Consider the following 25,126-nt stretch of genomic DNA (forward strand, 5'->3'; position numbering starts at 1 on the left):
GATCACTGACGACGGGTCGGATCCACCTCGTACACGGTGGTCGAGCCGGAGACCTCGTTGGCGACGATCAGCAGGGCGGTGCCGGAGGGGGACTCGTCGGCCGGCACGAAGGTCAGGCCCTCGGCGCCCATGTCACCCAGGCCGGCCGCGGCGTCGTCGCCCGCGGCATCCCAGTCACGGTCGTTGACGTAGTCCACGTAGGTGGCGTTCCGCGGGTCGGTGATGTCGAAGACCATCACGCCGCCGATGCGCTCGAGGCCCACGAACGCGTAGGTGCGGCCCTGGATCGTGCCCACCACCACGGACTCGGGCTCGGGGCCCTTGTCATCCGAACGGGAGTCCCCGGACGGGGTCTCGTCGTTGTTCGCGTTGAACGCGTGCTCCGGCAGCTCGCCGGCGGCCACGAGCCGGGCGATCTGCTCTTCGATCATGCCGGCGGAGTCGAACAGGCGGGTGCCGTCCGCGGTGTAGATGGAGAAGGACCGGCCGCCCAGTGTGGTCAGGGAGGAGTGGCACTCGCGCTCAGAGTCGTAGCCGAGGTCGGTGAGCACCTTCAGGCGGCCCAGGGCATCCTTCTTCTGCAGGGCCTTGGCCCCCGGGAACTCGGCGGCGCACAGGTCCAGGTCGCTGACGCGCTCGGAGTCGTTGAAGTCGCCCCACTCCCGCCCGTCACCCTCGTTGGCGGTGACGACCAGGTTCTGACCGCGCCAGCGGTACGTGTCGATGCCGTCGGGCATGGGCAGGCCGTCGACCGGCCAGTGGCCCAGCTCGATGCCGCCGTCCTTGTCCGAGGCGTCCAGCATGCCCTCGGTGGACCAGTCGGTGGGCGTCAGCGCCCAGAGGTCCTCCAGCGTGGCGGACTTCAGGTCCACGACGGCGACGGCGTTGGCCTCCTGCACGGACACGTAGGCGGTGCGTCCGGGCGGGTCGATGGTGACGTACTCCGGCTCGAGGTTGCGGGCCACCCGACCGGCGGGCTCGTGACCGGCGGGCACGGCCACATCGGGGCCGGAGACGCGCACGCCGGCGGGCAGGGCGGTGCCGGCGTCGTAGGCGCGGAAGTCCACGGTGCGCACCGCGTCTTGGGTCAGGCGGGAGAACTGCTGGGCGTTCTTCGGCACGGAGACCACGGAGATCGTGCCCTCCGGGTCGACGGAGAAGTCGTCGGCCGGTTCGCCCTCGTTGGCGACCACCACGTACGCCCCGTTCGGGGAGAAGGCCAGCGAGTCCGGCAGGGCGCCCACCCGCACGCCGCCGAGGTAGCGCAGGGTGGTGGTGTCGAAGAACACGACCCAGCCGTGGTCGGTCTTCTCGGCGGCCTCCACGGCGACGGCCATCACGCCGCCGGAGACGGCCACGGAGTTCACCGTGGCGCCCTTGTCCGTGACGGAGCCGTCCGCGGTGCGCAGGCCCTCGGCGGAGAGGGTCCGCTCGGCCACGGGGGCGGCGTCGGCGCCCAGGCGCATGACGTCGACGGCGCCGCGCTGCGCGTTCACCACGAACAGGCGGCCGGAGACCGCGTCGAAGGCCGGGATCTCGGCGGCGGACTCGCCGAACACGCCGGTCTCGTGGGTGCCGGCGCGGGTGAGCTCGATGCTCTTGCCGGACGGGTTGGCGGCGATGGCGGCGCGCTGGGCCGTGGCCGAGTGCGGGGCGGGCGCGCTGAGGGAGGCCGGGGCGAGGAAGGCCGTGGACAGGGCCGCGGCGGTGACGGCCGTGGCGAGGCGTGCGAGGCGAGGCATGGATGCTCCAGTCAGGGCAGGGAGGCGGAGGACGGGGTCACCCCATCGCACGGATGTGAACGGACCGTGACGTCCCGGCCAGCGCGCGGTGTCCCGCGGGTGTCGACGCCCCGGACGCCCCGCGTGCCGTCCGCCGAGGTCAGTCCTCGCTCGGCAGCCCCGCGAGCACCCGCACCGTCGTGAGGTTCCGGGCCGTGCCGCGCACCCCGAGCGCCCGGTCGAGGCGAGCCGGGGTGAGCGGGGAGTCGGCGACCCCCGCGGCGCAGCGCATCCACAGCAGCCGTCCCTCCAGGGCCGTGCGATCCGGCCCCGCGGGTCGGCCATCCCCGTGGTCGAGCGCGGCCAGGGCGGCGGCCGCCTCGGGTGCGGGGTCGTCCTCGAGCACGGTGAGCTGGGTGCGTTTCGGCTCGCCGCCGGCCCAGGGGAGCGCGTCGTGCAGCTCCAGGGCGCGCCGGAGCGTGCCCACGTCCACGAGGACCACGGGGACGTCGAGGCCGCCCTCCTCACGCGCCCGCCGCGCGAACCCCTGCCGCACGCCCTCGGCGGCCGCGTCGGAGGACGCCCGGAACAGGACGTTGCCGCTGGCCAGGTGGGTCGTGACCGCCTCCCCGCCGGCGGCCCGGGCCCAGCGGATCAGCGTGTCCTTCCCGACACGGTTGCTCCGGCCCACGTTGATCCCGCGCAGCAGCAGGACATGGGTGTGGTCGGCGCGCGGGGCGGCGGGGCTCATGCGGCCAGGATGCCACCCACGCGCCCGCGGGCCGAGGACTACCCTGGACCCGATGGACGACCTCTTCAGCGCCGCGCACACCGGGGCCGACGACGACGGCCCGGCCGGCACCGTGGCCGCCCCGCACCCCGGCGCACCGCTGGCCGTGCGCATGCGCCCGCGCACGCTGGATGACGTGCTGGGCCAGCGGCACCTCATGCGGCCGGGCTCCCCGCTGCGCAAGCTCGCCGAGCCCGATCCGGACTCCGCCGCGGGACCGAGCTCGGTCATCCTCTACGGGCCTCCGGGCATCGGCAAGACGACGCTGGCCCACGTGATCGCCCGCGCCCCCGGGCGCACGTTCACGGAGCTGTCCGCGATCACGGCCGGTGTGAAGGACGTGCGGCAGGTGATGGAGCAGGCCCAGCGCGAACGGGACCTCTACGGGCGCACCACCGTCCTGTTCCTCGATGAGATCCACCGCTTCTCCAAGGCGCAGCAGGACGCGCTGCTGCCGGGCGTCGAGAACCGCTGGGTCGTGCTGGTGGCCGCGACCACGGAGAACCCGTCCTTCTCCGTGATCGCACCCCTGCTCTCCCGGTCGCTGCTGCTCACGCTGCGTCCCCTCACGGACGACGACATCGTCGGGCTGCTGGACCGTGCCGTGACCCAGGAGCGCGGGCTCAACGGCGCCGTGGTGCTCCAGGACGACGCGCGGGACTACCTGGTGCGGATGGCCGGCGGCGACGCGAGGCGGGCGCTCACGGTGCTGGAGGCCGCGGCCGGCGTCGCCCTGGACAAGGCGCGCGAGGCCGGCCGGGCGGGGGAGGGCGCCGTCGCGGTCACGGAGGAGGACGCCGCGCAGGCGATGGACCACCACGTCCAGCGCTACGACAAGGACGGCGACCAGCACTACGACGTGATCAGTGCCTTCATCAAGTCCATCCGCGGCTCGGACGTGGACGCGTCGATGCACTACCTCGCCCGGATGCTGGAGGCGGGGGAGGACCCCCGGTTCATCGCCCGGCGGCTGATCATCTCCGCGTCCGAGGACGTGGGCATGGCCGACCCGACCGCGCTGCAGACCGCCGTGGCCGCCGCCCAGGCCGTGCAGCTGATCGGCATGCCGGAGGGACGCATCATCCTGGCGCAGGCCGTGACGCATCTGGCCACCGCGCCGAAGTCCAACGCGAGCTACACCGCCGTGAACGAGGCGATCGCGGACGTGCGGGCCGGCCACACGGGCGCGGTGCCGGCGCACCTGCGGGACGCGCACTACCCCGGCGCGGCGGCCCTCGGCCACGGCCAGGGCTACGTCTACAGCCACGACGAGCCGCACGCCGTCGCCCGTCAGCAGTACGCGCCGGACCCCCTGGTCGGGAGGGACTATTACCGGCCCAAGCCCATCGGACACGAGAAGCGGCTCACCGAGCAGGTGGCCGCGCTGCGCCGGATCATCCGCGGCGACTGAGCGCGCGCCGGGCCCGAGGGCGGAGGCCTCGGGCGGCCGCGCGGAATAAAGACGCCCGGATCACCGGTTGTCCAGGGATGAGCGGGGCGGTCGACGTCGGCCCGCCGACTCCTCGCCCGCTCGCGCCCCCATGCACCACCGACGCACAGAAGGAACAGAAGGAGCCGCCCCCATGACCCAGTCCACTCCGCAGCAGTCCACCCCCCAGCACACCGCCGCGCAGCAGCCGGCCCCGTACGGCCGCCCCGGCGCCGGCGGCCCCGCCCTCCCGCAGGCCGACTACCGCATCCTGCGCTCCGTCCCGGCCTACGCCGAGGCCCAGGCCCTCGTGGACCAGCTCTCCGACGCCGGGTTCCCCGTGGAGCGCGTGCGCATCGTGGGCACCGGGCTGCGCTCCGTGGAGCAGGTCCTGGGCCGGATGACCACCGGCAAGGCCGCCGTCCGCGGCGGGCTGCAGGGCCTGTGGTTCGGCCTCCTGCTCGGCCTGCTCTTCTCGATCTTCGCCCCCGGCTTCGGGTTCCTCTGGATCCTGCTGATCTCCCTGGGCCTGGGCGCCCTGTGGGGGGCGGTCTTCGGGGCGATCGGCCACGCGGCCACCGGCGGCAGGCGCGACTTCACGTCCCTGCAGACCATGGAGGCCGAGTCGTACGACGTGCTGGTCGAGGCCTCCCACCTGGACCAGGCCGGTCAGCTCCTCGGCGCGGACCCCGGCACCGCGGCCACGCCGCGCGCCTGAGCCCCGGCCCGCCCCGTCGTCGTCGCTCTGGTAAGGTGGACCGGTCTGGCAGGCGCTGCGCCCCGGACGCATCCCCCTCGCTCGGATCCCCGCGGACGCCCGCGTGCCCGGGCGAGGGACGCGCAGCGCATCAGTGGATGACGGGCGGCGGCACGCCCCTCAGCTCTCCTCAGGATCGCGGGGAGGCCAGGTTCGAGGCCCCTTGACCCGTGCGCCCCGGCGCCCGGACGAGACCTCGAGACAAACCCGAACCGTGCCGCACGTCAAGGAAAGGCAGGTCCACCATGAGTGGCAACCTTCGCACCCGCCGCACCGTGCGGCACTCCCGCGCCCTGGGCATCGCGCTGACCCCCAAGGCCGAGAAGTACATGGAGCGTCGTCCGTACGGCCCCGGCCAGCACGGCCGTGCCCGCCGCAAGCAGGACTCGGACTACGCGGTGCGCCTCAAGGAGAAGCAGCGTCTGCGCGCCCAGTACAACATCCGCGAGGCCCAGATGCGCCGCTACTTCGAGGAGGCCAAGCGCACCGCCGGCCTGACCGGTGAGAACCTGGTCGAGCTCCTCGAGCAGCGCCTCGACGCCCTCGTGCTGCGTGCCGGCTTCGCCCGCACCATCCAGCAGGCCCGTCAGCTCGTCGTGCACCGCCACATCATGGTGGACGGCAAGCGCGTGGACGTCCCCTCGTTCCGCGTGAAGGAGGGCCAGATGATCCACGTGCACGAGCGCTCGGAGAAGATGGTCCCCTTCCAGCTGGCCGCCGCCGGCGCCCACCAGCAGGTCCTGCCCGCCACCCCGGGCTACCTGACCGTGGAGATCGACAAGCTGCGCGCCACCCTCACCCGTCGCCCGAAGCGCTCCGAGGTCCCCGTGACCTGCGAGGAGCAGCTCGTGGTCGAGTACTACGCGCGCTGATCCGCCGCGGCCGGGTCCGTCCCGGACGACGGCGCCCCGCGCGTCCCGCAGGCCCGGTCACCTCTCGGAGGTGACCGGGCCTGCGGCGTCCCCCGGGCCCGCCGCCGGGGATCGGCGCCGCGCCCGGTAAGGTGGGGCCGGAATCCCTGCCGTCCGAAGGAGGCCCCCGCCATGCTCCGCTCGCTGCTGCTCGTCGGCGCCGGCGCCGCATCCGGCTGGTTCGCACACCGCGCCCTCGGCGACCGTGCCCACCCGGCCACCGACGCGACCGACGCGCCGACGTCTGACCCTGGCTCCGCGGGGGGGCGCGCGGGGTTCTCCGCCCGCCTGGACCCGGAGCGTCTGGCCCGCCAGGCCGGTGAGGCCGCCGCCGACGCCGCGGCGGCCGCCCTGCAGGACGGTGCCCGGCGCCTGGCCGAGCGCGTCCGCGCCGAGGCCCCCTGGGCCGCGCCCTACCTGCCCCACACGGGGCCGATCATCTCCGGGGAGACCGTGGAGCCGCCGTCGCACGGCGCCGCCCGCCCCCAGACCACCACCACGCAGAAGGACACCCCCGCATGAAGTCCCAGGAGATCGCCCGCCGCTGGACCGCCTTCTTTGAGTCCAGGGGGCACCGCGTGGTGCCGTCGGCGTCGCTCGTCTCGCCGGATCCGTCGCTGCTGTTCACGGTGGCCGGCATGGTCCCGTTCATCCCGTACTTCCTGGGGGAGCAGACCCCGCCGAGCCCGCGCGTCGTCTCGGTGCAGAAGTGCATCCGCACCGCGGACATCGAGGAGGTCGGCAAGACCGTCCGCCACGGCACCTTCTTCCAGATGTGCGGCAACTTCTCCTTCGGCGACTACTTCAAGGAGACGGCCATCCCGATGGCCTGGGAGCTGCTGACGTCCTCGGTCGAGGACGGCGGCTTCGGCCTGGACCCCGAGCGCCTCTGGGTCACCGTGTACCGCGAGGACGACGAGGCCGAGCGCATCTGGCGCGAGGACGTGGGCGTCCGTCCCGAGCGCATCCAGCGCATGGGCAAGGACGACAACTACTGGAACACCGGCCAGCCCGGCCCGGGCGGCCCCTGCTCGGAGATCTTCTACGACCGCGGCCCCGCGTACGGCGTCGACGGCGGCCCGGCCGCGGACGACACCCGCTACATCGAGATCTGGAACCTCGTGTTCATGCAGTACCGCCTCTCCGCGGTGCGCTCGAAGGACGACTTCGACATCGCCGGCGAGCTCGAGCACAAGAACATCGACACCGGTCTCGGCCTCGAGCGGCTCGCCATGATCCTCCAGGGTGTGGAGAACATGTACGAGACGGACCAGGTCCGCCCCGTGCTCGACCGCGCCGCGCAGCTGGCCGGCCGCTCCTACACCTCCACCGAGGACCCGGCCGACCCGCACTACGACGACGACGTCCGCCTGCGCATGGTGGCCGACCACGTGCGCTCGGCCCTGATGCTGATCAGCGACGGCGTGCGTCCCGGCAACGAGGGCCGCGGCTACGTGCTGCGCCGCCTCATCCGCCGCGTCGTCCGCGCCCTGCGCCTGATGGGCGTCACCGAGCCCGTGTTCCCCGAGCTGCTGCCGGTCTCCCGGGACGCGATGAAGGGCACCTACCCGGTGGTCGCGGACGAGTTCGAGCGCATCTCCCGGATCGCCTACGCCGAGGAGAAGGCGTTCCTGCGGACCATCGCCGCGGGCACGGCCCGCCTCGACGCCGCGGTGGGCCAGGCCCGCTCGGCGGGCGGCGGCATCGCGGGCCCGGACGCGTTCGAGCTGCACGACACCTACGGCTTCCCGATCGAGCTGACGCTCGAGATCGCGGAGGAGGCCGGCGTCGCCGTGGACGAGGCCGGGTTCCGCGCCCTCATGGCCGAGCAGCGCGACCGCGCCCGCGCGGACGCCAAGGCCAAGAAGTCCGGTCACACGGACACGGCCGTGTACCAGCGCCTGCGCGCCGAGGGCCAGACCCACTTCACCGGCTACACCGAGCACACCACCGAGTCCGTGGTGCGCGGCCTGCTGCAGAACGGCGAGGAGGTCGCGTCCGCGGGCGCCGGCACGGAGCTCGAGCTCGTCCTGGACGCCACGCCGTTCTACGCGGAGTCCGGCGGCCAGGCCGCGGACACCGGCCTGATCACCGGCGACGGCTTCCGCCTCGAGGTGCTCGACGTGCAGGCCCCCGTGAAGGGGCTGTCCGTGCACCGGGTCAAGGTCCTCGACGGGGAGGTCGCCGCCGGCGCGCAGGCCCTCGGCGCGATCGACCTGCAGCGCCGCCTCGACGGCGAGAAGGCCCACTCCGGCACCCACCTGGTGCACGCCGCGCTGCACCAGGTCCTCGGCCCCGAGGCCACGCAGTCCGGCTCCTTCAACAAGGAGGGCTACCTGCGCTTCGACTTCCGCTGGGCCGAGGCGCTCTCGGCCGGGGCCCGCTCCGAGGTCGAGGACGTGGTGAACATCGCCATCCGCGACGACCACGCCGTGCTCACCCAGGAGATGAGCCTCGAGGAGGCGCGCGCACTTGGTGCGATGAGCCTGTTCGGCGAGAAGTACGGCGACCGGGTGCGCGTCGTGGAGATCGACGGTGCCTGGTCCCGCGAGCTGTGCGGCGGCACCCACGTGGGCCGCACCGCGCAGATCGGCTCGCTGACCCTGCTCGGCGAGCAGTCCGTGGGCTCGGGCAACCGCCGCGTCGAGGCGCTCGTCGGCCTGGACTCGTTCCGCCACCTCGCCGCGGAGCGCACCCTCGTCTCCGAGCTCTCGGAGATGTTCAAGGCCCCGGCCGAGGAGCTCAAGGACCGCATCGGCGCCACCCTGGACCGGCTCAAGGCGGCCGAGAAGCAGGTCGCGGAGCTGCGGGCCCAGGCGCTGCAGGCCCAGGCCGGCCAGCTCGCCGGGCAGGCCCAGGACGTCACGACGTCCGCCGGGACGTCGGTGCGGGTGCTGGCGCACCACGTCGGCGACGTGGCCGGGGACCAGCTGCGTTCCCTCGTGCTGGACCTGCGCGCCCGGATCGAGTCGGCCGGCGGCAACGCGGCGGGCACGCCTGTGCTCGTGGCCCTCACGGCCGAGGCCAAGGGCCGGCCCCTCGTGGTCGTGGCGACCAACGAGGCCGCCCGCGCGGCCGGCCTCAAGGCGGGCGCCATGGTCAAGACCGCCACCGGCGTGCTCGGCGGCGGGGGCGGAGGCAAGGACGACGTCGCCCAGGGCGGCGGCCAGGACGTCACGCGCGTCGAGGACGCGCTCGAGGCCGTCGTCGCCGCGGTGCGCGCGGCCTGAGGCGGACGTGAGCGCAGGTCAGGACGGGGCCGCCGTGGCGAGCGACGCCGTGCGCCGGGGGCGCACCCTCGGCGTCGACGTCGGCCGTGCCCGCGTGGGCGTCGCGTCGGCCGACCCCGACGGCCTGATCGCCACCCCCGTGGCCACCCTGCGGCGGGATGCGCGTCGACGTCGTGACGTGGACGAGCTCGTCGCCCACGCACGCGAGCTCGACGTCGTCGCCGTGTACGTCGGTCTGCCGGTGAATCTGCGGGGCGAGCACACGCCGTCCACGCAGGACGCCCTCGACTACGCGGACGCCGTCGCCGCCGCCCTGGTCGAGGCGGGCCAGCCTGTGCCGGTCCGGCTCGTCGACGAGCGGCTCAGCACGGTCTCCGCGCAGGCCGGACTGCGGGCCGCGGGCCGGTCCGTCAAGGACAGCCGCGGCGTGATCGACCAGGCGGCCGCCGTCGCGATCCTGCAGGCCGCCGTGGACGAGCAGCGCCGCACCGGACGCTGGGCCGGCCAGGACCGGGAGCGGATCCGGTGACCGGCGACCGCCAGCACGCTCGGCGTGAGGACCAGTGGGACGATCTGCTCGGCGACGAGGCCGACGTCCACGACGACCTCGACGTGTTCGGCTTCGCCCACGGCGAGGCGGACGAGGCCGATCTCGGCGCCCCGTCCCAGCCGGTCGACGCGGCCGGCCCACGCCGGCCTCGCAGGTTCCTGCGTCGCCGGGGCTCCGGGTCTCACCCGGCCCCGCGGGTCGACCGCGGCGCCGACCGGCGGCGGACCGCGCTGGTGCTGGGCACGGTGCTCGTGGCGTTCGCCGTCGTGGTCGGGCTGATCGTGCGCGGCTTCCTGAGCGGCCCCGACCACACGGCCGTCGAGGGTGACGAGGTGACGTTCTCGGTGGGGCCGGGCGAGGACCTGGGCTCCGTGGCGGCCCGCCTGGACCGGGCCGGCATCGTGGCCTCCGCCCGTGCGTTCGAGCGCGCTGCCCGGGACACGGACAGCGGTCTCGTGCGGTCGGGGGACTTCGTGCTGCGCGAGCGGATGCCCGCGGCCGAGGCCCTCGCGGTGCTCCAGGGCGCCACGGACGGGGCCGTGCACTACGTGCTCGTGGAGCGCGGCCGGCGGCTCACCGAGGTGCTGGACGCCGTCGCCGAGGCCACGGGGCTGCCCCGCGAGGAGCTCGAGGCCGCCGCCCAGGACCCGACCCGCTACGGCGTCCCCGGGGAGGCGGGCACGCTCGAGGGCTGGCTCGACGCGGGGGAGTACCGCCTCCCCGTCGACGCCACCGCCGAGCAGGTGCTCGACGCCCTGATCCGGCCCACCCTCGCCGAGCTCGACGCCCTCGACATCCGCGACCCGGCCGACCAGCAGCGCGTGCTCACGATCGCCTCCATCCTCGAGGCGGAGGCCCTGCCCCAGGACTACCGGCAGGTCGCCGGCGCCATCGAGAACCGCCTCGCCCCGGACAACACCGAGACGCACGGCCTCCTGCAGATCGACGCCACCGTCACGTACGGCCTCGGCGTGCGCAGCCTCAGCTTCACCTCGGGCCAGCGCCAGGACGCCTCGAACCCCTACAACACGTACGTGCACCCGGGCCTGCCACCGGGTCCGATCGGCATGCCCTCCGACGCGGCCGTCGAGGCCGCCCTCGACCCGGCCGAGACGGACGCCTACTACTGGGTGACCACGGACATCGGCACCGGCCACACCGAGTTCTCCCGCACCTATGAGGAGCACCAGCAGCACGTGCGCACCCTGCAGCGCTACTGCGCCTCCAATCCGGGGGTGTGCTGATGCGCCCCGTGCTGCGCGCGGCGGTCCTGGGCCGGCCGATCGCCCACTCGCTCTCCCCGGTGCTGCACACGGCCGCCTACCGGGTCCTGGGCCTCGACGTCGACTACGGCCGCCGTGACCTGGGCGAGGACGAGGTGCTCGCCTTCGCGGCCGAGCACCTCGGCGCCCCGGGCGCGGCCGACGGCGGCGCGGCCGCGGCCCGCGGGCAGGACTGGCTCGGCTGCTCCGTCACCATGCCGCTGAAGCGGGCGGTCGTCGCCGCCGCCGGGCACGTCAGCGACCGTGTCCGGCTCCTGGGCAGCGCGAACACCCTCGTGCGCGACCACCCCTCCGCGCCCGGGGTCGTCCACGCCGAGAACACGGACGTGGACGGCATCCTCGGCGCCCTCGCCGCGGCCGGCCTCGACCGTGCCGCCCGGGGCGGGACCCTCGGCGTCCTCGGGAACGGGGGGACCGCGACGGCGGCCGTCCTCGCCGCCGCCACGCTCGGCGCGGACGCGGTGCTCTTCGGCGTCCGCGACGCCGCCCGCGCCGCCGAGGTGACGGCCCTGGCCGACGCGCTCGGGCTGCGCTGGGCGACCCTGACCCAGGCGGATCTGCTCCGGCGGGCGCCGGGGCTGCGTGCCGTCGTCGCCACCCTGCCGCCGCGCGCCGCGGACGCCCTGGCCGCACACGTGCCGGCCGACGCCGCCCTGCCGCCCCTGCTGGACGCGGCCTACGACCCGTGGCCTTCCGTGCTGGCGTCCGCCTGGTCCCGGGAGGTCGGTCCGGTGGCGTCCGGGCTGTCCATGCTGCTGCACCAGGGCATCCAGCAGGTCCGGCTGTTCACGGCCCGGCCCCGCGCCGCGGCCGGGATGCCCGAGCCGGACTGGGCGGCGGTGACGCGCGCCGCGGCGGACGCCCTGGGGCCGGCCGCCGGCTGAGTGCCGGACGCCGCACCCGGCGCGTCCCGTCCGGTCACACGTGGCGGCGCGGTGCCCCGTGCGTGAGAGACTGCACGCCATGGTGCGCTGGTTGACAGCGGGGGAGTCTCACGGCCCCGCGCTCACAGGAATCGTTGAGGGACTGCCGGCCGGGATCCCGGTCACGACGCAGGACGTGCAGGACGCGCTCGCGCGCCGCCGCCTGGGGTACGGGCGCGGCGCGCGCATGAAGTTCGAGCAGGACGCGGTGACGATCCTCGGCGGCGTCCGCCACGGCCGCACCCTCGGCTCGCCCGTGGCGATCCAGGTGGGCAACACGGAATGGCCCAAGTGGGAGAAGGTGATGGCCGCCGATCCCGTCCCCGCGGAGGAGCTCGACGGTCTGGCCCGCAACGCGGCGCTCACCCGCCCACGGCCCGGCCACGCCGACCTGACCGGCATGCAGAAGTACGGCTTCGACGAGGCCCGCCCCCTCCTCGAGCGCGCCTCGGCCCGTGAGACCGCCGCCCGTGTGGCCCTGGGCACCGTCGCCCGCGCCTTCCTCGGCGAGCTCGGCGTGCGGATCGTCTCCCACACCGTGGCCTTCGGGGAGGCCGCCCTGCCGGAGGGCCACCCGTTCCCCGTCCCCGAGGACGAGGCCCGCCTCGACGCCGACCCGGTCCGCTGCCTCGACCCGCAGACCTCCGCGGCGATGGTCGCCGAGGTCGACGACGCCCACCGCGCCGGGGAGACCCTCGGCGGCGTCGTGGAGGTGCTGGCGTACGGCGTGCCGATCGGCCTGGGCTCCCACGTGCACTGGGACCGCCGCCTCGACGCGCGGCTGGCGGGGGCGCTCATGGGCATCCAGGCGATCAAGGGCGTGCAGGTCGGCGACGGGTTCGCCACGGCCGCCCGACGCGGCTCCGCCGCCCACGACGGGATCGCCCGCGGCGCGGACGGCCGCCCCCGGCGCACGAGCGACCGGGCCGGCGGCATCGAGGCCGGCATGTCGACGGGCGAGCTGCTGCGCGTGAGCGCCGCGATGAAGCCGATCGCCACGGTGCCGCGCGCACTGCCCACGGTCGACGTCGCCACGGGCGCGGAGACCACGGCCCACCATCAGCGCTCCGACGTGGCGGCCGTGCCCGCCGCGGGCATCGTCGCCGAGGCCATGGTCGCCCTCGTCCTGGCCGACGCGATGCTCGAGAAGTTCGGCGGCGACTCCGTGGCCGAGACGCGCCGCAACCTCGAGGCGTTCCAGGCCGCGGTCCCCGCCTTGCCGGAGCCGGGCGCCGACGTCGTGGCGGACGGCCCGATGGGCGACCCCCTGCCGTGACCGACACCCCCGGGACCGCGCCGGCCCCGGGACCGGACCCGAGCACGCGTCCCGTCCCCGGGCCCGTCACTGTGTGCCCGTGGGAGGGCATGACCGGTGCCCTCGAGGCGCGCCTGACGGCCGCGGCCACGGTGGCCGCCGCGGCCGACGAGGACCCGGCCGCGCGCCCGGCCCGCCGGGTCGTCCTCGTCGGCCCGATGGGGGCCGGGAAGACGACGGTCGGCCGGGCCCTGGCCGCCGTGACCGGGCTGCCCTTCGTGGACTCCGACGAGCTGTTCATCCAGGTGCACGGCCCGATCCCGGAGTTCTTCGCCGAGCACGGCGAGGCCGCGTTCCGGGCGGAGGAGGCGCGCGTCATCGGCCATGTGCTCGGCCGACCCGCCCCGTGCGTCCTCTCGTGCGGCGGCGGCGCCGTCCTGCATCCGGGCACCCGCCGCGCGCTGGCCGGGCCGGACTCCGACGTCGTCTACCTCGCGGTCGGAGAGGAGGAGGCGCTGCGCCGCGTGGGCGGCGGCGCGGGCCGCCCCGTCCTGGCCGGAGACCCCGCCGGGACCTGGCGGCGCATCCTCGCCGAACGCGAGGGGCTGTACCGCGAGGTCGCCGACCTCGTGCTCGACACCACAGGCCTGACGGCCGCCGAGGCGGCCTGGCGTATCGTGGGGGACGCCCACCGCCCCCGAAGGAGTGAGTCACACCCATGACCGACCGTGAGCCGGACATCACCGAGCAGGAGACCCCGGGGGCGGCGCCCGCGGCCGCTCCGGCCGCACCCGAGGACGTGACGGTCATCCCCGTGGCCGGCGGCCACGAGGCGGCCGTGCACGGCGGCTACGACGTGGTGGTGGGCCGGGGCCTGCTCGCGCGCCTGCCGGACATGCTCGGCCCGACCGTCCGACGCGTGCTGGTCATCCATCCGCGCGCCCTCCGGGCCACCGGCGACGTCGTCAAGAACGACCTCGAGGCCGTGGGCCTGACCGCACTGACCGCCGAGATCCCGGACGCCGAGGAGGGCAAGCACCTGCAGGTGGCCGGGTTCTGCTGGCAGGTGCTCGGCCAGAACGACTTCACCCGGTCGGACGCGATCGTCTCCGTGGGCGGCGGCGCCGTGTCCGACCTGGCCGGCTTCGTGGCGGCCACGTGGCTGCGCGGCATCCGCGTCGTGCACATGCCCACCACCCTGCTGGGCATGGTGGACGCGGCGGTGGGCGGCAAGACCGGCATCAACACCGCCGAGGGCAAGAACCTGGTGGGGGCGTTCCACAATCCGGCCGGCGTGCTGGCCGACCTGGACACGCTGCTCACCCTGCCGGCCAACGAGCTGATCTCCGGCCTGGCCGAGGTCGTGAAGTGCGGCTTCATCGCCGACCCCGCGATCCTCGACCTCATCGAGGAGGACCCGGCCCAGGCCCAGAACCCGCACTCCGCGCGGCTGCGCGAGCTGATCGAGCGCTCGATCCGGGTGAAGGCGGACGTCGTCTCCCGCGACCCCCGCGAGTCGGGGGCCCGCGAGGCGCTGAACTACGGCCACACGATGGGCCACGCGATCGAGCTCGCCGAGCGCTACCAGTGGCGCCACGGCGCCGCGGTGTCCGTGGGGCTGGTCTTCGCTGCCGAGCTGGCCCGCTCCCTCGGCCGGCTCGACGACGCCACCGCGGACCGGCACTGGTCGGTGCTGACGGCCCTGGGCCTGCCCGTCTCCTACCGCGGGGACCGGTGGCAGACCCTGCTCGAGGGCATCCGCCGGGACAAGAAGAACCGCGGCGACCAGCTGCGCTTCGTCCTGCTGGACGGGCTCGCGCAGCCCACCACCGTGGACATCCCGGACGCGTCCCTGCTCTTCGCGGCGTACCAGGAGATCGCGGAGTGAGCCGCCGCTGACCCCGGCCCCGCGCGGGGCCTCCCGTAGACTGGCCCGCGCACATCCAAGACCCCACCCACTCCAGGCGGACCCGTGACGGTCCGCGAGACCGATCGGGAGCACACACGTGGCAACGAGCAACGACATCAAGAACGGCGCCGTCCTGAAGCTGGAGGGCCAGCTCTGGAACGTCACCGAGTTCCAGCACGTCAAGCCGGGCAAGGGCGGCGCGTTCGTCCGCACCAAGATGAAGAACATCACCACGGGCAAGGTCGTGGACAAGACCTTCAACGCCGGCGCCAAGGTCGAGTTCGCCACCGTCGACCGCTCCGACTACCAGTACCTCTACCAGGACGGCGCGGACTACGTGTTCATGGACGTCAAGGACTACGACCAGATCACCGTGCCCGGGGCCGTGGTCGGCGACGCCGCGAAGTACATGCTCGAGAACACCCAGGTCGTCATCGCCCTGCACGAGGGCACGCCGCTGTACCTCGAGATGCCGGCGTCCGTGGTCCTGGAGATCACCTACACCGAGCCGGGCCTGCAGGGGGACCGCTCGTCCGCCGGCACCAAGCCCGCCACCGTGGAGACCGGCGCCGAGATCCAGGTGCCGCTCTTCGTGGAGCAGGGCACCCGCGTCAAGGTCGACACCCGCACCGGCGACTACCTCGGCCGCGTCAATGACTGAGCGGGCCTCCGCCGGCTCCGCTGCCAAGCGGGGGACCACGGCGCGCAGCCGCTCCCGGCAGCGTGCGGTGGAGATCCTGTTCGAGGCCGAGCAGCGCGGCTCCACCGCGCTGGAGGGCATCCGCACCCGACGCGAGAGCACCGACCTGCAGGTGAACGCCTACACCCAGCGGCTCGTGGAAGGCGTCATCGCGGACCAGGAGCGGCTCGACGAGGCCCTGAGCTCCTACTCCCGCGGCTGGTCCCTGGACCGCATGCCCGCCGTCGACCGGGCGATCCTGCGCGTGGGGGCCTGGGAGCTGCTGTTCCAGGACGACGTGCCGGACGCCGTCGCCATCTCCGAGGCCGTCGCCCTGGCCGCCCAGCTGTCCACGGACGACTCGCCCGAGTTCGTCAACGGTCTGCTCGGCCGCCTGCAGCAGGTCAAGTCGACACTGCTCGCCTGAGCCGCCGAGAGCTCCGTCACGAGGCCCGTCCCGCACCGCGTCATCCGCGCCGTGGGGCGGGCCTCGCTGGTAGAGTCGGCGACGTCCCGCGCGGGGGCCCACCGGCGCCCGGGGACGAACCACGCATCCTTTAAGAGCCGTCCTGTGAGGCGGGGAAGGAGGCGCCGGCATGGGAACTGATCCCGCCGCACCTCGTGCTGCCCGGACCGTGCTGTCCGCGTCCGAGATCGACCGGGCGCTGACCCGGATCGCCCACGAGATCCTCGAGTCCAACAAGGGTGCCGAGGGTCTCGTCCTGATGGGGATCCCGCGCCGCGGGGCGCCCCTGGCCCGGCGGCTCGGCGCCCTGCTGGCCCGCATCGAGCCGGCCTTCGACCCCACCGCCGCCGTCGGCGAGGTGGACGTGACGCTCTACCGCGACGACCTCCGCCGCGGCACGGCCCGCACCCCGATGCCCACCCGCCTGCCCGAGGTCCCCCTCGACGGCGCCGTCGTCGTGCTCGTGGACGACGTCCTCTTCTCCGGCCGCACCGTCCGGGCCGCCCTCGACGCGATCGCCGACCTGGGCCGCCCCGCCGCCGTGCGCCTGGCCGTCCTCGTGGACCGCGGGCACCGCGAGCTGCCCGTCCGGGCCGACTTCGTGGGCAAGAACCTGCCGACCTCCACCGCCGAGCGCGTTCAGGTCCGGCTCATGGAGGTCGACGGCCCCGAGGGCACCGGCGAGGTCACCGAGGACGCCGTGAGCATCGTCGACCGCGTCGCGACCCGGGAGGGCTGAGCCGTGCGCCACCTGCTGTCCACCGCCGACCTCTCCCGCGCCGACGCCCTCGCCGTCCTCGACACCGCCGAGGAGATGGCCGCCGTCAACCAGCGCGAGGTCAAGAAGCTGCCCGCCCTGCGCGGCCGCACCGTGGTGAACCTCTTCCTCGAGGACTCCACCCGCACCCGCATCTCCTTCGAGGCCGCCGCCAAGCGGCTCTCCGCGGACGTGATCAACTTCTCCGCGAAGGGATCGTCCGTCTCCAAGGGGGAGTCGCTCAAGGACACCGTCCAGACGCTCGAGGCCATCGGCGCGGACGCCATCGTGATGCGCCACTGGTCCTCGGGCGCGGCCCGCCAGCTGGCCGACTCCGGCTGGGTGCGCTCCGCCGTCGTGAACGCCGGCGACGGCACCCACGAGCACCCCACCCAGGCCCTCCTGGACGCCTTCACCCTGCGCCGGCGCCTCGCCGCGGCGACGGGAGAGGACCTGGTCGGCCAGGACCTGACCGGCATGCGCGTGGTGATCGTGGGGGACATCCTGCACTCGCGCGTGGCCCGGTCCAACGTGTGGCTGCTCAGCACGCTGGGCGCCCAGGTCACCCTGGCCGCCCCGCCCACCCTGCTGCCCGTCGGCGTGGCCGCGTGGCCGTGCCAGGTCACCTACTCGCTGGACGAGGCCCTCGACGCCGGCCCCGACGCCGTCATGATGCTCCGCGTCCAGGCCGAGCGGATGGGCGGCGCCTTCTTCCCGTCCGCGGGGGAGTACACCCGGACCTGGGGGCTGACCGACGACCGCTTCGCCCGCCTCACCGCCGGCCGCGGCGCCCTGCTCGACGAGCCCGTGGTCATGCACCCCGGCCCGATGAACCGCGGCCTGGAGATCAGCCCGGCGGCGGCGGACTCGCCCCGCAACACCGCCCTCGAGCAGGTCGCCAACGGCGTGTCCGTCCGCATGGCGGTCCTGCACCTCGTCCTCAACCACGACCAGGAGGTCCGCCCGTGAGCGCCCCCAGCCCCGCCCCCCTGCTGCTGCGCAGCGCGCGCCTGACCACGGGCGAGACCGCCGACGTGCTCGTCGCCGAGGGCCGGATCGCCGCCCTCGGCCCGGACGCCGCGACCCACGCCGCCGGCCTCGACCCGGCCCCCGAGGAGGTCGACTGCGCCGGCCTGGTGCTGCTGCCCGGGCTCGTCGACCTGCACACCCATCTGCGCCAGCCCGGCAAGGAGGACGCGGAGACGGTCGAGACCGGCACCCGCGCCGCCGCGATGGGCGGCTTCACCTCGGTCCACGCGATGGCCAACTCGACGCCGACGGCCGACACCGCCGGCGTGGTGGAGCAGGTGTGGCGGCTGGGCCGGGACGCGGGCTGGTGCGATGTGCACCCCGTGGGCGCGGTGACCGTGGGCCTGGCCGGCGAGGCCCTGGCCGACCTCGGCGCGATGGCCGACTCGCAGGCCCGCGTGCGGATGTTCTCCGACGACGGCATGTGCGTCCACGACGCCGTGCTGATGCGCCGGGCGCTCGAGTACGTGAAGTCCTTCGGCGGCTTCGTGGCCCAGCACGCGCAGGAGCCGAACCTCACCGCCGGCGCCCAGATGAACGAGTCCGAGCTCTCCGGCGTCCTCGGCCTGGCCGGCTGGCCCGCCGTGGCGGAGGAGGCCGTCATCGCCCGTGACGTGCTGCTGGCCCAGCACGTGGACTCCCGCCTGCACGTGTGCCACGTCTCCACGGCCGGCTCCGTCGAGCTGATCCGCTGGGCCAAGGCCCAGGGCGTGGCCGTGACCGCCGAGGTCACCCCGCACCACCTGCTGCTCACGGAGGAGCTCGTCCGATCCTACGACCCCGTGTTCAAGGTCAACCCGCCGCTGCGCCGCGAGTCCGACGTCCTGGCCCTGCGCGCCGGCCTGGCCGACGGCACCATCGACACCGTGGGCACCGACCACGCCCCGCACACCGCCGAGACCAAGCAGTGCGAGTGGACGGTCGCGGCGATGGGCATGACGGGCCTCGAGACCGCCCTGTCCGTGGTGCAGCAGGCGATGGTGGACACCGGCCTGATGGACTGGGCGGGCGTCGCCCGCGTGATGTCCACGGCGCCGGCCCGGATCGCCGGCCTGACCGACCAGGGCCAGGCCGACGAGCGCGGCGTCCCGCGCGTCGGCGCCGTGGCCAACCTCGTGCTCGTGGACCCGCGGGCCCGCCGCACCGTGGACCCCGAGCAGCACCTGACGAAGTCCCGCAACAGCCCGTACCGGGGCATGGAGCTGCCGGGCGCGGTGCGCCACACGGTCTATCGCGGCGCCCGCGTCGTCGCCGACGGCGCCCCCGCCCGGCCGTACCGCCACCCGGCCCTGACGGAGACGGGGGAGCGCGCGTGAGCATCACCCCCCTGGCCGCCGCCCTGGCGGCCCGACCCGTCCCCCCGCGGACCCCGACGAAGGACTACGCGGACGTGTGGCTGCCGGTGACCCTGGGCACCCTGGCCGTCGTCCTCGTGCTGCTCGGCCTGCTGGCCCTCGGGTGGCGGGCCCGCCGCCGGGCGCAGGCCGGGATCCCGGCCCCGGCCCCCGTGCCGACGGCCCTCTACGACGCCGAGCCGACGCTGTCCGCGGAGGGCATGCACGTGGGCACGGTGCGCGGCGAGGACCGACTGGACCGCGTGGCGGTGCACGGCCTGGGCCTGCGCTCGCGCGCCGTCCTCGAGGTCCACGACGCCGGCGCCCACCGCGGCCTGCTCGTGCTCCGCCCCGGGGCCGCCAACCTGTTCATCCCCGCGGACGACCTCGTCGAGGCCGGCCTGTCCGCGGGGATCGCCGGCAAGTTCGTCGAGCCGGGCGGGCTCGTCGCCTGGGGCTGGCGCCTCGGCGACGTCGAACTCACCTCCGCCTTCCGCCCCGACCGCCCCGAGGACCGCGACCGGCTCCTCGCCGCCCTGCAGACCATCATCGACCCCGCCCCGGCCGACCCGGCCGGCCGCGCAGGAGAAGGAGACCCCCGATGAGCACCCCCACCGACGACCTGGCCCTGCTCGTCCTCGAGGACGGCACCGTCCACCGCGGCCGGGCCTACGGCGCCCGCGGCCGCACCCTGGGCGAGGCCGTGTTCACCACGGGCATGACCGGCTACCAGGAGACCCTCACCGACCCGTCCTACGCGGGGCAGATCATCGTGCAGACCTCCCCGCACATCGGCAACACCGGGGTCAACGACGCCGACCGCGAGTCGCGGGCGATCTTCGCCGCCGGCTACGTGGTCCGCGACGCGGCCCGGCGTCCGTCCAACTGGCGCGCCGAGCGCACCCTCGACGAGGAGCTCGAGACGTTCGGCGTCGTCGGGATCCGCGAGGTCGACACCCGGGCCATCACCCGCCGCCTGCGCACCGAGGGCTCGATGCGCGCCGGCGTGTTCTCCGGCGAGCACGCCGCCCGCCCGGAGGCCGAGCTGCTGGCGGAGGTGCGCGCCCAGCCGTCGATGGCCGGCGCCCGCCTCGCGGAGTCCGTCACCACGGAGCAGCCGTACGTCATCGAGCCGGCCGAGCACGGCTGGGAGGGCGAGCCGATCGCCGAGATCGCCGCCCTCGACCTCGGCATCAAGGCCGCCACGCCGCGGCACCTGGCCTCCCGCGGCATCCGCGTGCACGTGCTGCCCGCGGCCACGGACCTGGCCGGCATCCGCGCCGTGGACCCGGACGGCGTCTTCCTGTCCAACGGCCCCGGCGACCCGGCCACGGCAGACGCCCAGGTGGAGCTGCTGCGCGAGGTCCTCGACGCCGGCCTGCCGTTCTTCGGCATCTGCTTCGGCAACCAGATCTTCGGCCGCGCGCTCGGCTTCGACACCTACAAGCTGAAGTTCGGCCACCGCGGCCCGAACCAGCCGGTGCTGGACAAGGCCACGGGCCGCGTGGCCATCACCTCCCAGAACCACGGCTTCGCCGTGGACGCCCCCCTCGGCGAGCCGATCGAGGCGCCGGAGTCGCGCTTCGGCCGCGTCGAGGTCTCCCACTGGTCCCTGAACGACCAGGTCGTCGAGGGCCTGCGCCTGCTCGACCGGCCCGCCTTCTCCGTGCAGTTCCACCCGGAGTCCGCGGCCGGCCCCAACGACACCCTCGACCTGTTCGACCGCTTCGTGCAGCTGCTCACCGAGCACCGCGCCGCCACCACCCCCGCCACCGAAGGAGCCTGATCCATGCCCAAGCGCACCGACCTGAAGTCCGTCCTGGTCATCGGCTCCGGCCCCATCGTGATCGGCCAGGCCGCCGAGTTCGACTACTCGGGCACCCAGGCCATCCGCGTCCTCAAGGAGGAGGGCGTCCGCGTCGTCCTCGTCAACTCCAACCCGGCCACGATCATGACCGACCCGGAGCTGGCCGACGCCACCTACGTCGAGCCCATCACCCCGGCCGTGGTCGCCAAGATCATCGAGAAGGAGCGCCCGGACGCCCTGCTGCCCACCCTGGGCGGCCAGACGGCGCTGAACACCGCCATCGCCCTCGACAAGGACGGGGTGCTCGAGCGCTTCGGCGTCGAGCTGATCGGCGCGAACATCGAGGCCATCGAGCTCGGCGAGAACCGCGAGCTGTTCAAGGGCGTCGTGGAGCGTGCCGGCGGCGAGTCCGCCCGGTCCCACATCGTGCACACGATGGAGGAGGCCCTGGCCGCCGTCGAGGACCTGAAGTACCCCGTGGTGGTGCGCCCCTCGTTCACGATGGGCGGCCTCGGCTCCGGCATGGCCTACGACGAGGCCGACCTGTACCGCATCTGCGGCGCCGGCCTGCAGTACAGCCCGACCTCCGAGGTCCTGCTCGAGGAGTCCATCCTCGGCTGGAAGGAGTACGAGCTGGAGATGATGCGGGACAAGAACGACAACGTCGTCGTCGTCTGCTCCATCGAGAACGTGGACCCCGTGGGCGTGCACACCGGCGACTCCATCACCGTGGCCCCGGCCATGACGCTGACGGACCGCGAGTACCAGAAGCTGCGGGACATCTCGATCAACGTCATCCGCGAGGTCGGCGTGGACACCGGCGGCTGCAACATCCAGTTCGCGGTGAACCCCGTGGACGGGCGCGTCGTCGTCATCGAGATGAACCCGCGCGTCTCCCGCTCCTCGGCGCTGGCCTCGAAGGCCACCGGCTTCGCGATCGCCAAGATCGCCACCAAGCTGGCCCTGGGCTACACGATGGACGAGATCCCCAACGACATCACCCAGAAGACCCCGGCGTCCTTCGAGCCGGTCCTGGACTACGTGGTCGTGAAGGTCCCGCGCTTCGCGTTCGAGAAGTTCCCGGCGGCGGATCCCACGCTGACCACCACCATGAAGTCGGTCGGCGAGGCCATGGCCATCGGCCGCAACTTCACGGAGGCCCTGCAGAAGGCCCTGCGCTCGCTCGAGCAGAAGGGCTCGGAGCTCGCGTTCCCGCAGGACGCCGACCCGCAGGCCCTGCTCGCGGCGGCGAGCACGGCCACCACCGACCGGCTCTCCCAGACCCAGCAGGCGCTCTACGCCGGCGCCACGATCGAGGAGGCCTTCGAGGCCACCGCGATCGACCCGTGGTTCCTGGACCAGTTCGTGCTCATCAACGAGGTCGCGGACGAGATCCGCGACGCCGAGGTCCTCGACGAGGCCCTGCTGCGCCGCGCCAAGCGGCACGGGTTCTCCGACGCCCAGATCGGCTCGCTGCGGCACATGGACGCCGCGGTCGTGCGCGGCGTGCGTCACGCCCTGGGCGTGCGCCCCGTCTACAAGACCGTGGACACCTGTGCCGCCGAGTTCGAGGCCTTCACCCCGTACCGGTACTCCAGCTACGACCTCGAGACCGAGGTCGCCCCGCACGAGGGCGAGTCGGTGATCATCCTCGGCTCGGGCCCGAACCGGATCGGCCAGGGCATCGAGTTCGACTACTCGTGCGTGCACGCCACCATGGCGCTGCGCGAGGCCGGCTACGAGACCGTGATGGTCAACTGCAACCCGGAGACGGTATCCACGGACTACGACATCTCCGATCGCCTCTACTTCGAGCCGCTCACGCTCGAGGACGTCCTGGAGGTCATCGCGGCAGAGGAGGCCTCCGGCGGCGTGCGCGGCGTCTTCGTGCAGCTCGGCGGCCAGACCCCGCTCAAGCTGGCCCAGCAGCTCGCCGACGCCGGCGTGCCGATCCTGGGCACCTCGCCCGCGGCCATCGACCTGGCCGAGCACCGCGGTGAGTTCGCGCTCGTGCTCGAGCGCGCGGGCCTGGTGGCGCCGAAGAACGGCACGGCCGTCTCCTTCGACGACGCCAAGCGCGTGGCGGACGAGATCGGCTACCCCGTGCTCGTGCGCCCCTCCTACGTGCTCGGCGGCCGCGGCATGGAGATCGTGTACTCCGAGGAGGCGCTGGCCCACTACGTGGCGCACGCGACGGAGATCACCCCCGACCAGCCGATGCTCGTGGACCGCTTCCTCGAGGACGCGATCGAGATCGACGTCGACGCCCTCTACGACGGCACCGAGCTGTACCTCGGCGGCGTCATGGAGCACATCGAGGAGGCGGGCATCCACTCGGGCGACTCCGCGTGCGTGCTGCCCCCCGTCACCCTGGGCCCGGACGTGCTCGAGCGCGTGCACCGCGCCACCGAGCGGATCGCGGCCGGCGTCGGCGTGCGCGGCCTGATCAACATCCAGTTCGCGCTCGCCTCGGACGTGCTGTACGTGATCGAGGCGAACCCGCGCGCCTCGCGGACCGTGCCGTTCGTCTCGAAGGCCACGGGCGTCCAGCTGGCCAAGGCGGCCGCGCGGATCGGCGTCGGCGAGAGCATCGCCGACCTGCGCGCGGCCGGCATGCTGCCCACGGCGTACGACGGCGGCACCCTGCCGATCGGCGCGCCCGTGGCGGTCAAGGAGGCGGTGCTGCCGTTCACCCGCTTCCGCACCGCGGAGGGCCGCGTGGTCGACTCGCTGCTGGGCCCGGAGATGCGCTCGACGGGCGAGGTCATGGGCATCGACAAGCACTTCGACACCGCGTTCGCCAAGTCCCAGTCCGCCGCCGGCGGCCCGCTGCCCACCTCGGGGCGCGTGTTCGTGTCGGTCGCGAACCGGGACAAGCGCACCCTCGTGGGCCAGGCCAAGCGCCTCGTCGACCTCGGCTTCCAGGTGGTCTCCACCGGCGGCACCGCCGAGGTGCTGCGGCGCAACGGCATCCCCGCGGAGGTCGTGGCGAAGATCGCCGACGCCGGGCACGAGGACGGCGCGGGCACCGTGCTGGAGCAGCTGCACGCCGGCACCGTCGATCTCGTGCTGAACACGCCCTCCGGCGGCGACGCCCGCACGGACGGCTACGAGATCCGCGCGGCCGCGACGTCGCTCGGCGTGCCGGTGATCACGACCACGGCCGAGTTCGGGGCGTGCCTGCAGGCCATCGAGGCCATGCGGTCCTACGAGTGGTCCGTCACCTCACTGCAGGAGCACGACGCGCGCCTGCAGCAGGCTGTCGCCGGTCCGGAGGCCGCGGCGTGACCACGACGGCGACGGGCGGCGCGGGGCCCCGCGCCCCCTTCGGGCGGCGGCTGGCCCAGGCCATGGAGACGGCCGGTCCGCTGTGCCTCGGCGTGGACCCCCATCCGGGCCTGCTGCGGCAGTGGGGCCTGAGCGACACCCCGGCGGGCCTCGAGGCGTTCTCCCTGACCGCCCTCGAGGCGGCGGTGGGTCCCGAGGGGCCCCGCGTGGCGGCGATCAAGCCCCAGGTGGCGCTGTACGAGCGCCACGGATCGGCCGGCCTGGCGGCCCTGGAGCGGCTGCTCGCGGCCGCCCGAGACGCCGGGGTGCTCACGATCGCGGACGCCAAGCGCGGTGACATCGGCTCCACCATGGACGGCTACGCCGCCGCGTGGATCGCCGATGCCTCGCCCCTGGCCGCGGATGCGGTGACGCTCAGCCCGTACCTGGGTTTCGGCACCCTCGTGCCGACCATCCGCGCCGCCCACGAGGCCGGCCGCGGCGTGTTCGTCCTCGCGCTGACCTCCAATCCGGAGGGCCGCGAGGTCCAGCACGTGGGCGAGGGGTCGGCCGAGGGATCGGTCGCCCGGCGCATCGCCGCGGCGGCGGCCGCCGAGAACGCGGCCCTGCGCGGCGACGACGCGTGGGGGCCGGTGGGACTCGTCTTGGGCGCCACGGTGGCCGCCGAGGCGGACCGCCTCGGCCTGGACCTGCCGGCCCTCGGCGGGCCCCTGCTGGCGCCCGGGTTCGGTGCCCAGGGCGCCACGGCCCGGGGCATGCGGGCCGACTTCGGGACGGCCTGGCCGCAGGTCTTGGCGACCTCGTCCCGCGGCATCCTGAGCGCGGGCCCGTCGGTGGCCTCGCTGGTGGACACGATCGAGGAGAATCGCGCCGCCCTGCGGTGACGCCCGCGTCCTCCCGGCGCGCCCGTGCCGTGTGGACGGGATGGTATCTTCCCTTTCGATCGGCTGTGCTCGTCGTCCTTGACGGTGGAAGGGTCTCGACGGGGCCGGTGAGGAATGAGAGGCA

At 74.3% G+C, this 25,126-nt stretch carries 22 protein-coding genes; 20 read left to right on the top strand and 2 right to left on the bottom strand.

The annotated features are described in order from the left end of the window. Positions 1-2: 2 nt before the first annotated feature. Together O3T09_RS06945 and O3T09_RS06950 are read right to left on the bottom strand one after the other, a co-directional pair. The gene (locus tag O3T09_RS06945; protein ID WP_020621557.1) at positions 3-1,742 is read right to left on the bottom strand and encodes a choice-of-anchor I family protein; all 1,740 of its coding nucleotides are present in this window, start codon (positions 1,740-1,742) and stop codon (positions 3-5) included. A 139-nt stretch (positions 1,743-1,881) separates the two neighbouring features. Then, entirely contained in the window at positions 1,882-2,472 is a 591-nt protein-coding gene (locus O3T09_RS06950) for a DUF1697 domain-containing protein (protein WP_020621558.1), read from the bottom strand. A gap of 52 nt (positions 2,473-2,524) precedes the next feature. Between O3T09_RS06950 and O3T09_RS06955 the strand changes: the two genes are divergently transcribed. The 20 genes from O3T09_RS06955 (at position 2,525) to pyrF (ending at position 25,002) form a co-directional block, all read left to right on the top strand. Further along, entirely contained in the window at positions 2,525-3,922 is a 1,398-nt protein-coding gene (locus tag O3T09_RS06955; RefSeq protein ID WP_020621559.1) for a replication-associated recombination protein A, read from the top strand. A 172-nt stretch (positions 3,923-4,094) separates the two neighbouring features. Next, the gene (locus O3T09_RS06960) at positions 4,095-4,658 is read left to right on the top strand and encodes a general stress protein (protein ID WP_020621560.1); all 564 of its coding nucleotides are present in this window, start codon (positions 4,095-4,097) and stop codon (positions 4,656-4,658) included. Between the two features lie 284 nt (positions 4,659-4,942). Continuing rightward, a complete protein-coding gene (gene rpsD, locus O3T09_RS06965) occupies positions 4,943-5,569 on the top strand; it encodes a 30S ribosomal protein S4 (RefSeq protein ID WP_036313685.1) in 627 nt (208 codons plus the stop codon). Between the two features lie 171 nt (positions 5,570-5,740). After that, entirely contained in the window at positions 5,741-6,130 is a 390-nt protein-coding gene (locus tag O3T09_RS06970; protein WP_020621562.1) for a hypothetical protein, read from the top strand. Further along, a complete protein-coding gene (gene alaS / locus O3T09_RS06975) occupies positions 6,127-8,838 on the top strand; it encodes an alanine--tRNA ligase (RefSeq protein WP_036313688.1) in 2,712 nt (903 codons plus the stop codon). Before O3T09_RS06970 ends, alaS begins: the two co-directional genes overlap by 4 nt. 7 nt (positions 8,839-8,845) lie before the next feature. Beyond that, complete coding sequence (gene ruvX, locus O3T09_RS06980) at positions 8,846-9,367, top strand: Holliday junction resolvase RuvX (RefSeq protein WP_051995205.1); 522 nt, start codon at positions 8,846-8,848, stop codon at positions 9,365-9,367. Beyond that, positions 9,364-10,632: an endolytic transglycosylase MltG gene (locus O3T09_RS06985; protein ID WP_136939976.1), complete on the top strand. Its 1,269-nt coding sequence runs from the start codon at positions 9,364-9,366 to the stop codon at positions 10,630-10,632. Before ruvX ends, O3T09_RS06985 begins: the two co-directional genes overlap by 4 nt. Next, on the top strand, positions 10,632-11,555 hold the full coding sequence (locus O3T09_RS06990; protein WP_036313793.1) for a shikimate dehydrogenase family protein: 924 nt from the start codon (positions 10,632-10,634) through the stop codon (positions 11,553-11,555). Before O3T09_RS06985 ends, O3T09_RS06990 begins: the two co-directional genes overlap by 1 nt. A 79-nt stretch (positions 11,556-11,634) precedes the next feature. Further along, a complete protein-coding gene (aroC, locus tag O3T09_RS06995; RefSeq protein ID WP_036313697.1) occupies positions 11,635-12,870 on the top strand; it encodes a chorismate synthase in 1,236 nt (411 codons plus the stop codon). A gap of 89 nt (positions 12,871-12,959) precedes the next feature. Continuing rightward, positions 12,960-13,571 (top strand): shikimate kinase, encoded by a 612-nt coding sequence (locus O3T09_RS07000; RefSeq protein ID WP_235187725.1) that lies wholly within the window; start codon positions 12,960-12,962, stop codon positions 13,569-13,571. Beyond that, positions 13,568-14,737, top strand: coding sequence for a 3-dehydroquinate synthase (gene aroB, locus O3T09_RS07005; RefSeq protein ID WP_036313703.1), 1,170 nt, complete (start codon positions 13,568-13,570; stop codon positions 14,735-14,737). The genes O3T09_RS07000 and aroB overlap by 4 nt, the downstream gene beginning before the upstream one ends. A 118-nt stretch (positions 14,738-14,855) precedes the next feature. Then, entirely contained in the window at positions 14,856-15,419 is a 564-nt protein-coding gene (gene efp, locus O3T09_RS07010; RefSeq protein ID WP_002857030.1) for an elongation factor P, read from the top strand. Next, positions 15,412-15,864, top strand: coding sequence for a transcription antitermination factor NusB (nusB, locus tag O3T09_RS07015; protein WP_136939977.1), 453 nt, complete (start codon positions 15,412-15,414; stop codon positions 15,862-15,864). Before efp ends, nusB begins: the two co-directional genes overlap by 8 nt. A gap of 169 nt (positions 15,865-16,033) precedes the next feature. Then, positions 16,034-16,642: a bifunctional pyr operon transcriptional regulator/uracil phosphoribosyltransferase PyrR gene (gene pyrR, locus O3T09_RS07020; protein WP_087114165.1), complete on the top strand. Its 609-nt coding sequence runs from the start codon at positions 16,034-16,036 to the stop codon at positions 16,640-16,642. Positions 16,643-16,645: 3 nt separating this feature from the next. Then, positions 16,646-17,629: an aspartate carbamoyltransferase catalytic subunit gene (locus O3T09_RS07025; RefSeq protein WP_036380943.1), complete on the top strand. Its 984-nt coding sequence runs from the start codon at positions 16,646-16,648 to the stop codon at positions 17,627-17,629. Continuing rightward, positions 17,626-19,005: a dihydroorotase gene (locus tag O3T09_RS07030; RefSeq protein WP_101966028.1), complete on the top strand. Its 1,380-nt coding sequence runs from the start codon at positions 17,626-17,628 to the stop codon at positions 19,003-19,005. The genes O3T09_RS07025 and O3T09_RS07030 overlap by 4 nt, the downstream gene beginning before the upstream one ends. After that, entirely contained in the window at positions 19,002-19,628 is a 627-nt protein-coding gene (locus O3T09_RS07035) for a PH-like domain-containing protein (RefSeq protein ID WP_036380937.1), read from the top strand. Before O3T09_RS07030 ends, O3T09_RS07035 begins: the two co-directional genes overlap by 4 nt. After that, positions 19,625-20,809, top strand: a complete 1,185-nt coding sequence (carA, locus tag O3T09_RS07040) for a glutamine-hydrolyzing carbamoyl-phosphate synthase small subunit (protein ID WP_036313720.1) — start codon at positions 19,625-19,627, stop codon at positions 20,807-20,809. Before O3T09_RS07035 ends, carA begins: the two co-directional genes overlap by 4 nt. 3 nt (positions 20,810-20,812) lie before the next feature. Beyond that, positions 20,813-24,118 (top strand): carbamoyl-phosphate synthase large subunit, encoded by a 3,306-nt coding sequence (gene carB / locus O3T09_RS07045; protein ID WP_010078599.1) that lies wholly within the window; start codon positions 20,813-20,815, stop codon positions 24,116-24,118. Then, positions 24,115-25,002 (top strand): orotidine-5'-phosphate decarboxylase, encoded by an 888-nt coding sequence (gene pyrF, locus O3T09_RS07050; RefSeq protein ID WP_036313723.1) that lies wholly within the window; start codon positions 24,115-24,117, stop codon positions 25,000-25,002. The genes carB and pyrF overlap by 4 nt, the downstream gene beginning before the upstream one ends. The last annotated feature ends 124 nt before the right edge of the window (positions 25,003-25,126 follow it).

The sequence above is a fragment of the Micrococcus sp. H39-S4 genome, assembly GCF_027158145.1.
GTDB lineage: Bacteria > Actinomycetota > Actinomycetes > Actinomycetales > Micrococcaceae > Micrococcus > Micrococcus luteus.

Excerpts from the sequence above, each read along its gene's own strand:
- alaS (WP_036313688.1), top strand. The coding sequence starts at position 6,127 with ATGAAGTCCCAGGAGATCGCCCGCCGCTGGACCGCCTTCTTTGAGTCC.
- rpsD (WP_036313685.1), top strand. The coding sequence starts at position 4,943 with ATGAGTGGCAACCTTCGCACCCGCCGCACCGTGCGGCACTCCCGCGCC.
- aroB (WP_036313703.1), top strand. The coding sequence starts at position 13,568 with ATGACCGACCGTGAGCCGGACATCACCGAGCAGGAGACCCCGGGGGCG.
- O3T09_RS06945 (WP_020621557.1), bottom strand. The coding sequence starts at position 1,742 with ATGCCTCGCCTCGCACGCCTCGCCACGGCCGTCACCGCCGCGGCCCTG.
- O3T09_RS07000 (WP_235187725.1), top strand. The coding sequence starts at position 12,960 with ATGACCGGTGCCCTCGAGGCGCGCCTGACGGCCGCGGCCACGGTGGCC.
- aroC (WP_036313697.1), top strand. The coding sequence starts at position 11,635 with ATGGTGCGCTGGTTGACAGCGGGGGAGTCTCACGGCCCCGCGCTCACA.
- carB (WP_010078599.1), top strand. The coding sequence starts at position 20,813 with ATGCCCAAGCGCACCGACCTGAAGTCCGTCCTGGTCATCGGCTCCGGC.
- O3T09_RS06955 (WP_020621559.1), top strand. The coding sequence starts at position 2,525 with ATGGACGACCTCTTCAGCGCCGCGCACACCGGGGCCGACGACGACGGC.
- carA (WP_036313720.1), top strand. The coding sequence starts at position 19,625 with ATGAGCACCCCCACCGACGACCTGGCCCTGCTCGTCCTCGAGGACGGC.
- O3T09_RS06970 (WP_020621562.1), top strand. The coding sequence starts at position 5,741 with ATGCTCCGCTCGCTGCTGCTCGTCGGCGCCGGCGCCGCATCCGGCTGG.
- pyrR (WP_087114165.1), top strand. The coding sequence starts at position 16,034 with ATGGGAACTGATCCCGCCGCACCTCGTGCTGCCCGGACCGTGCTGTCC.
- nusB (WP_136939977.1), top strand. The coding sequence starts at position 15,412 with ATGACTGAGCGGGCCTCCGCCGGCTCCGCTGCCAAGCGGGGGACCACG.
- O3T09_RS06990 (WP_036313793.1), top strand. The coding sequence starts at position 10,632 with ATGCGCCCCGTGCTGCGCGCGGCGGTCCTGGGCCGGCCGATCGCCCAC.
- O3T09_RS06950 (WP_020621558.1), bottom strand. The coding sequence starts at position 2,472 with ATGAGCCCCGCCGCCCCGCGCGCCGACCACACCCATGTCCTGCTGCTG.
- O3T09_RS06960 (WP_020621560.1), top strand. The coding sequence starts at position 4,095 with ATGACCCAGTCCACTCCGCAGCAGTCCACCCCCCAGCACACCGCCGCG.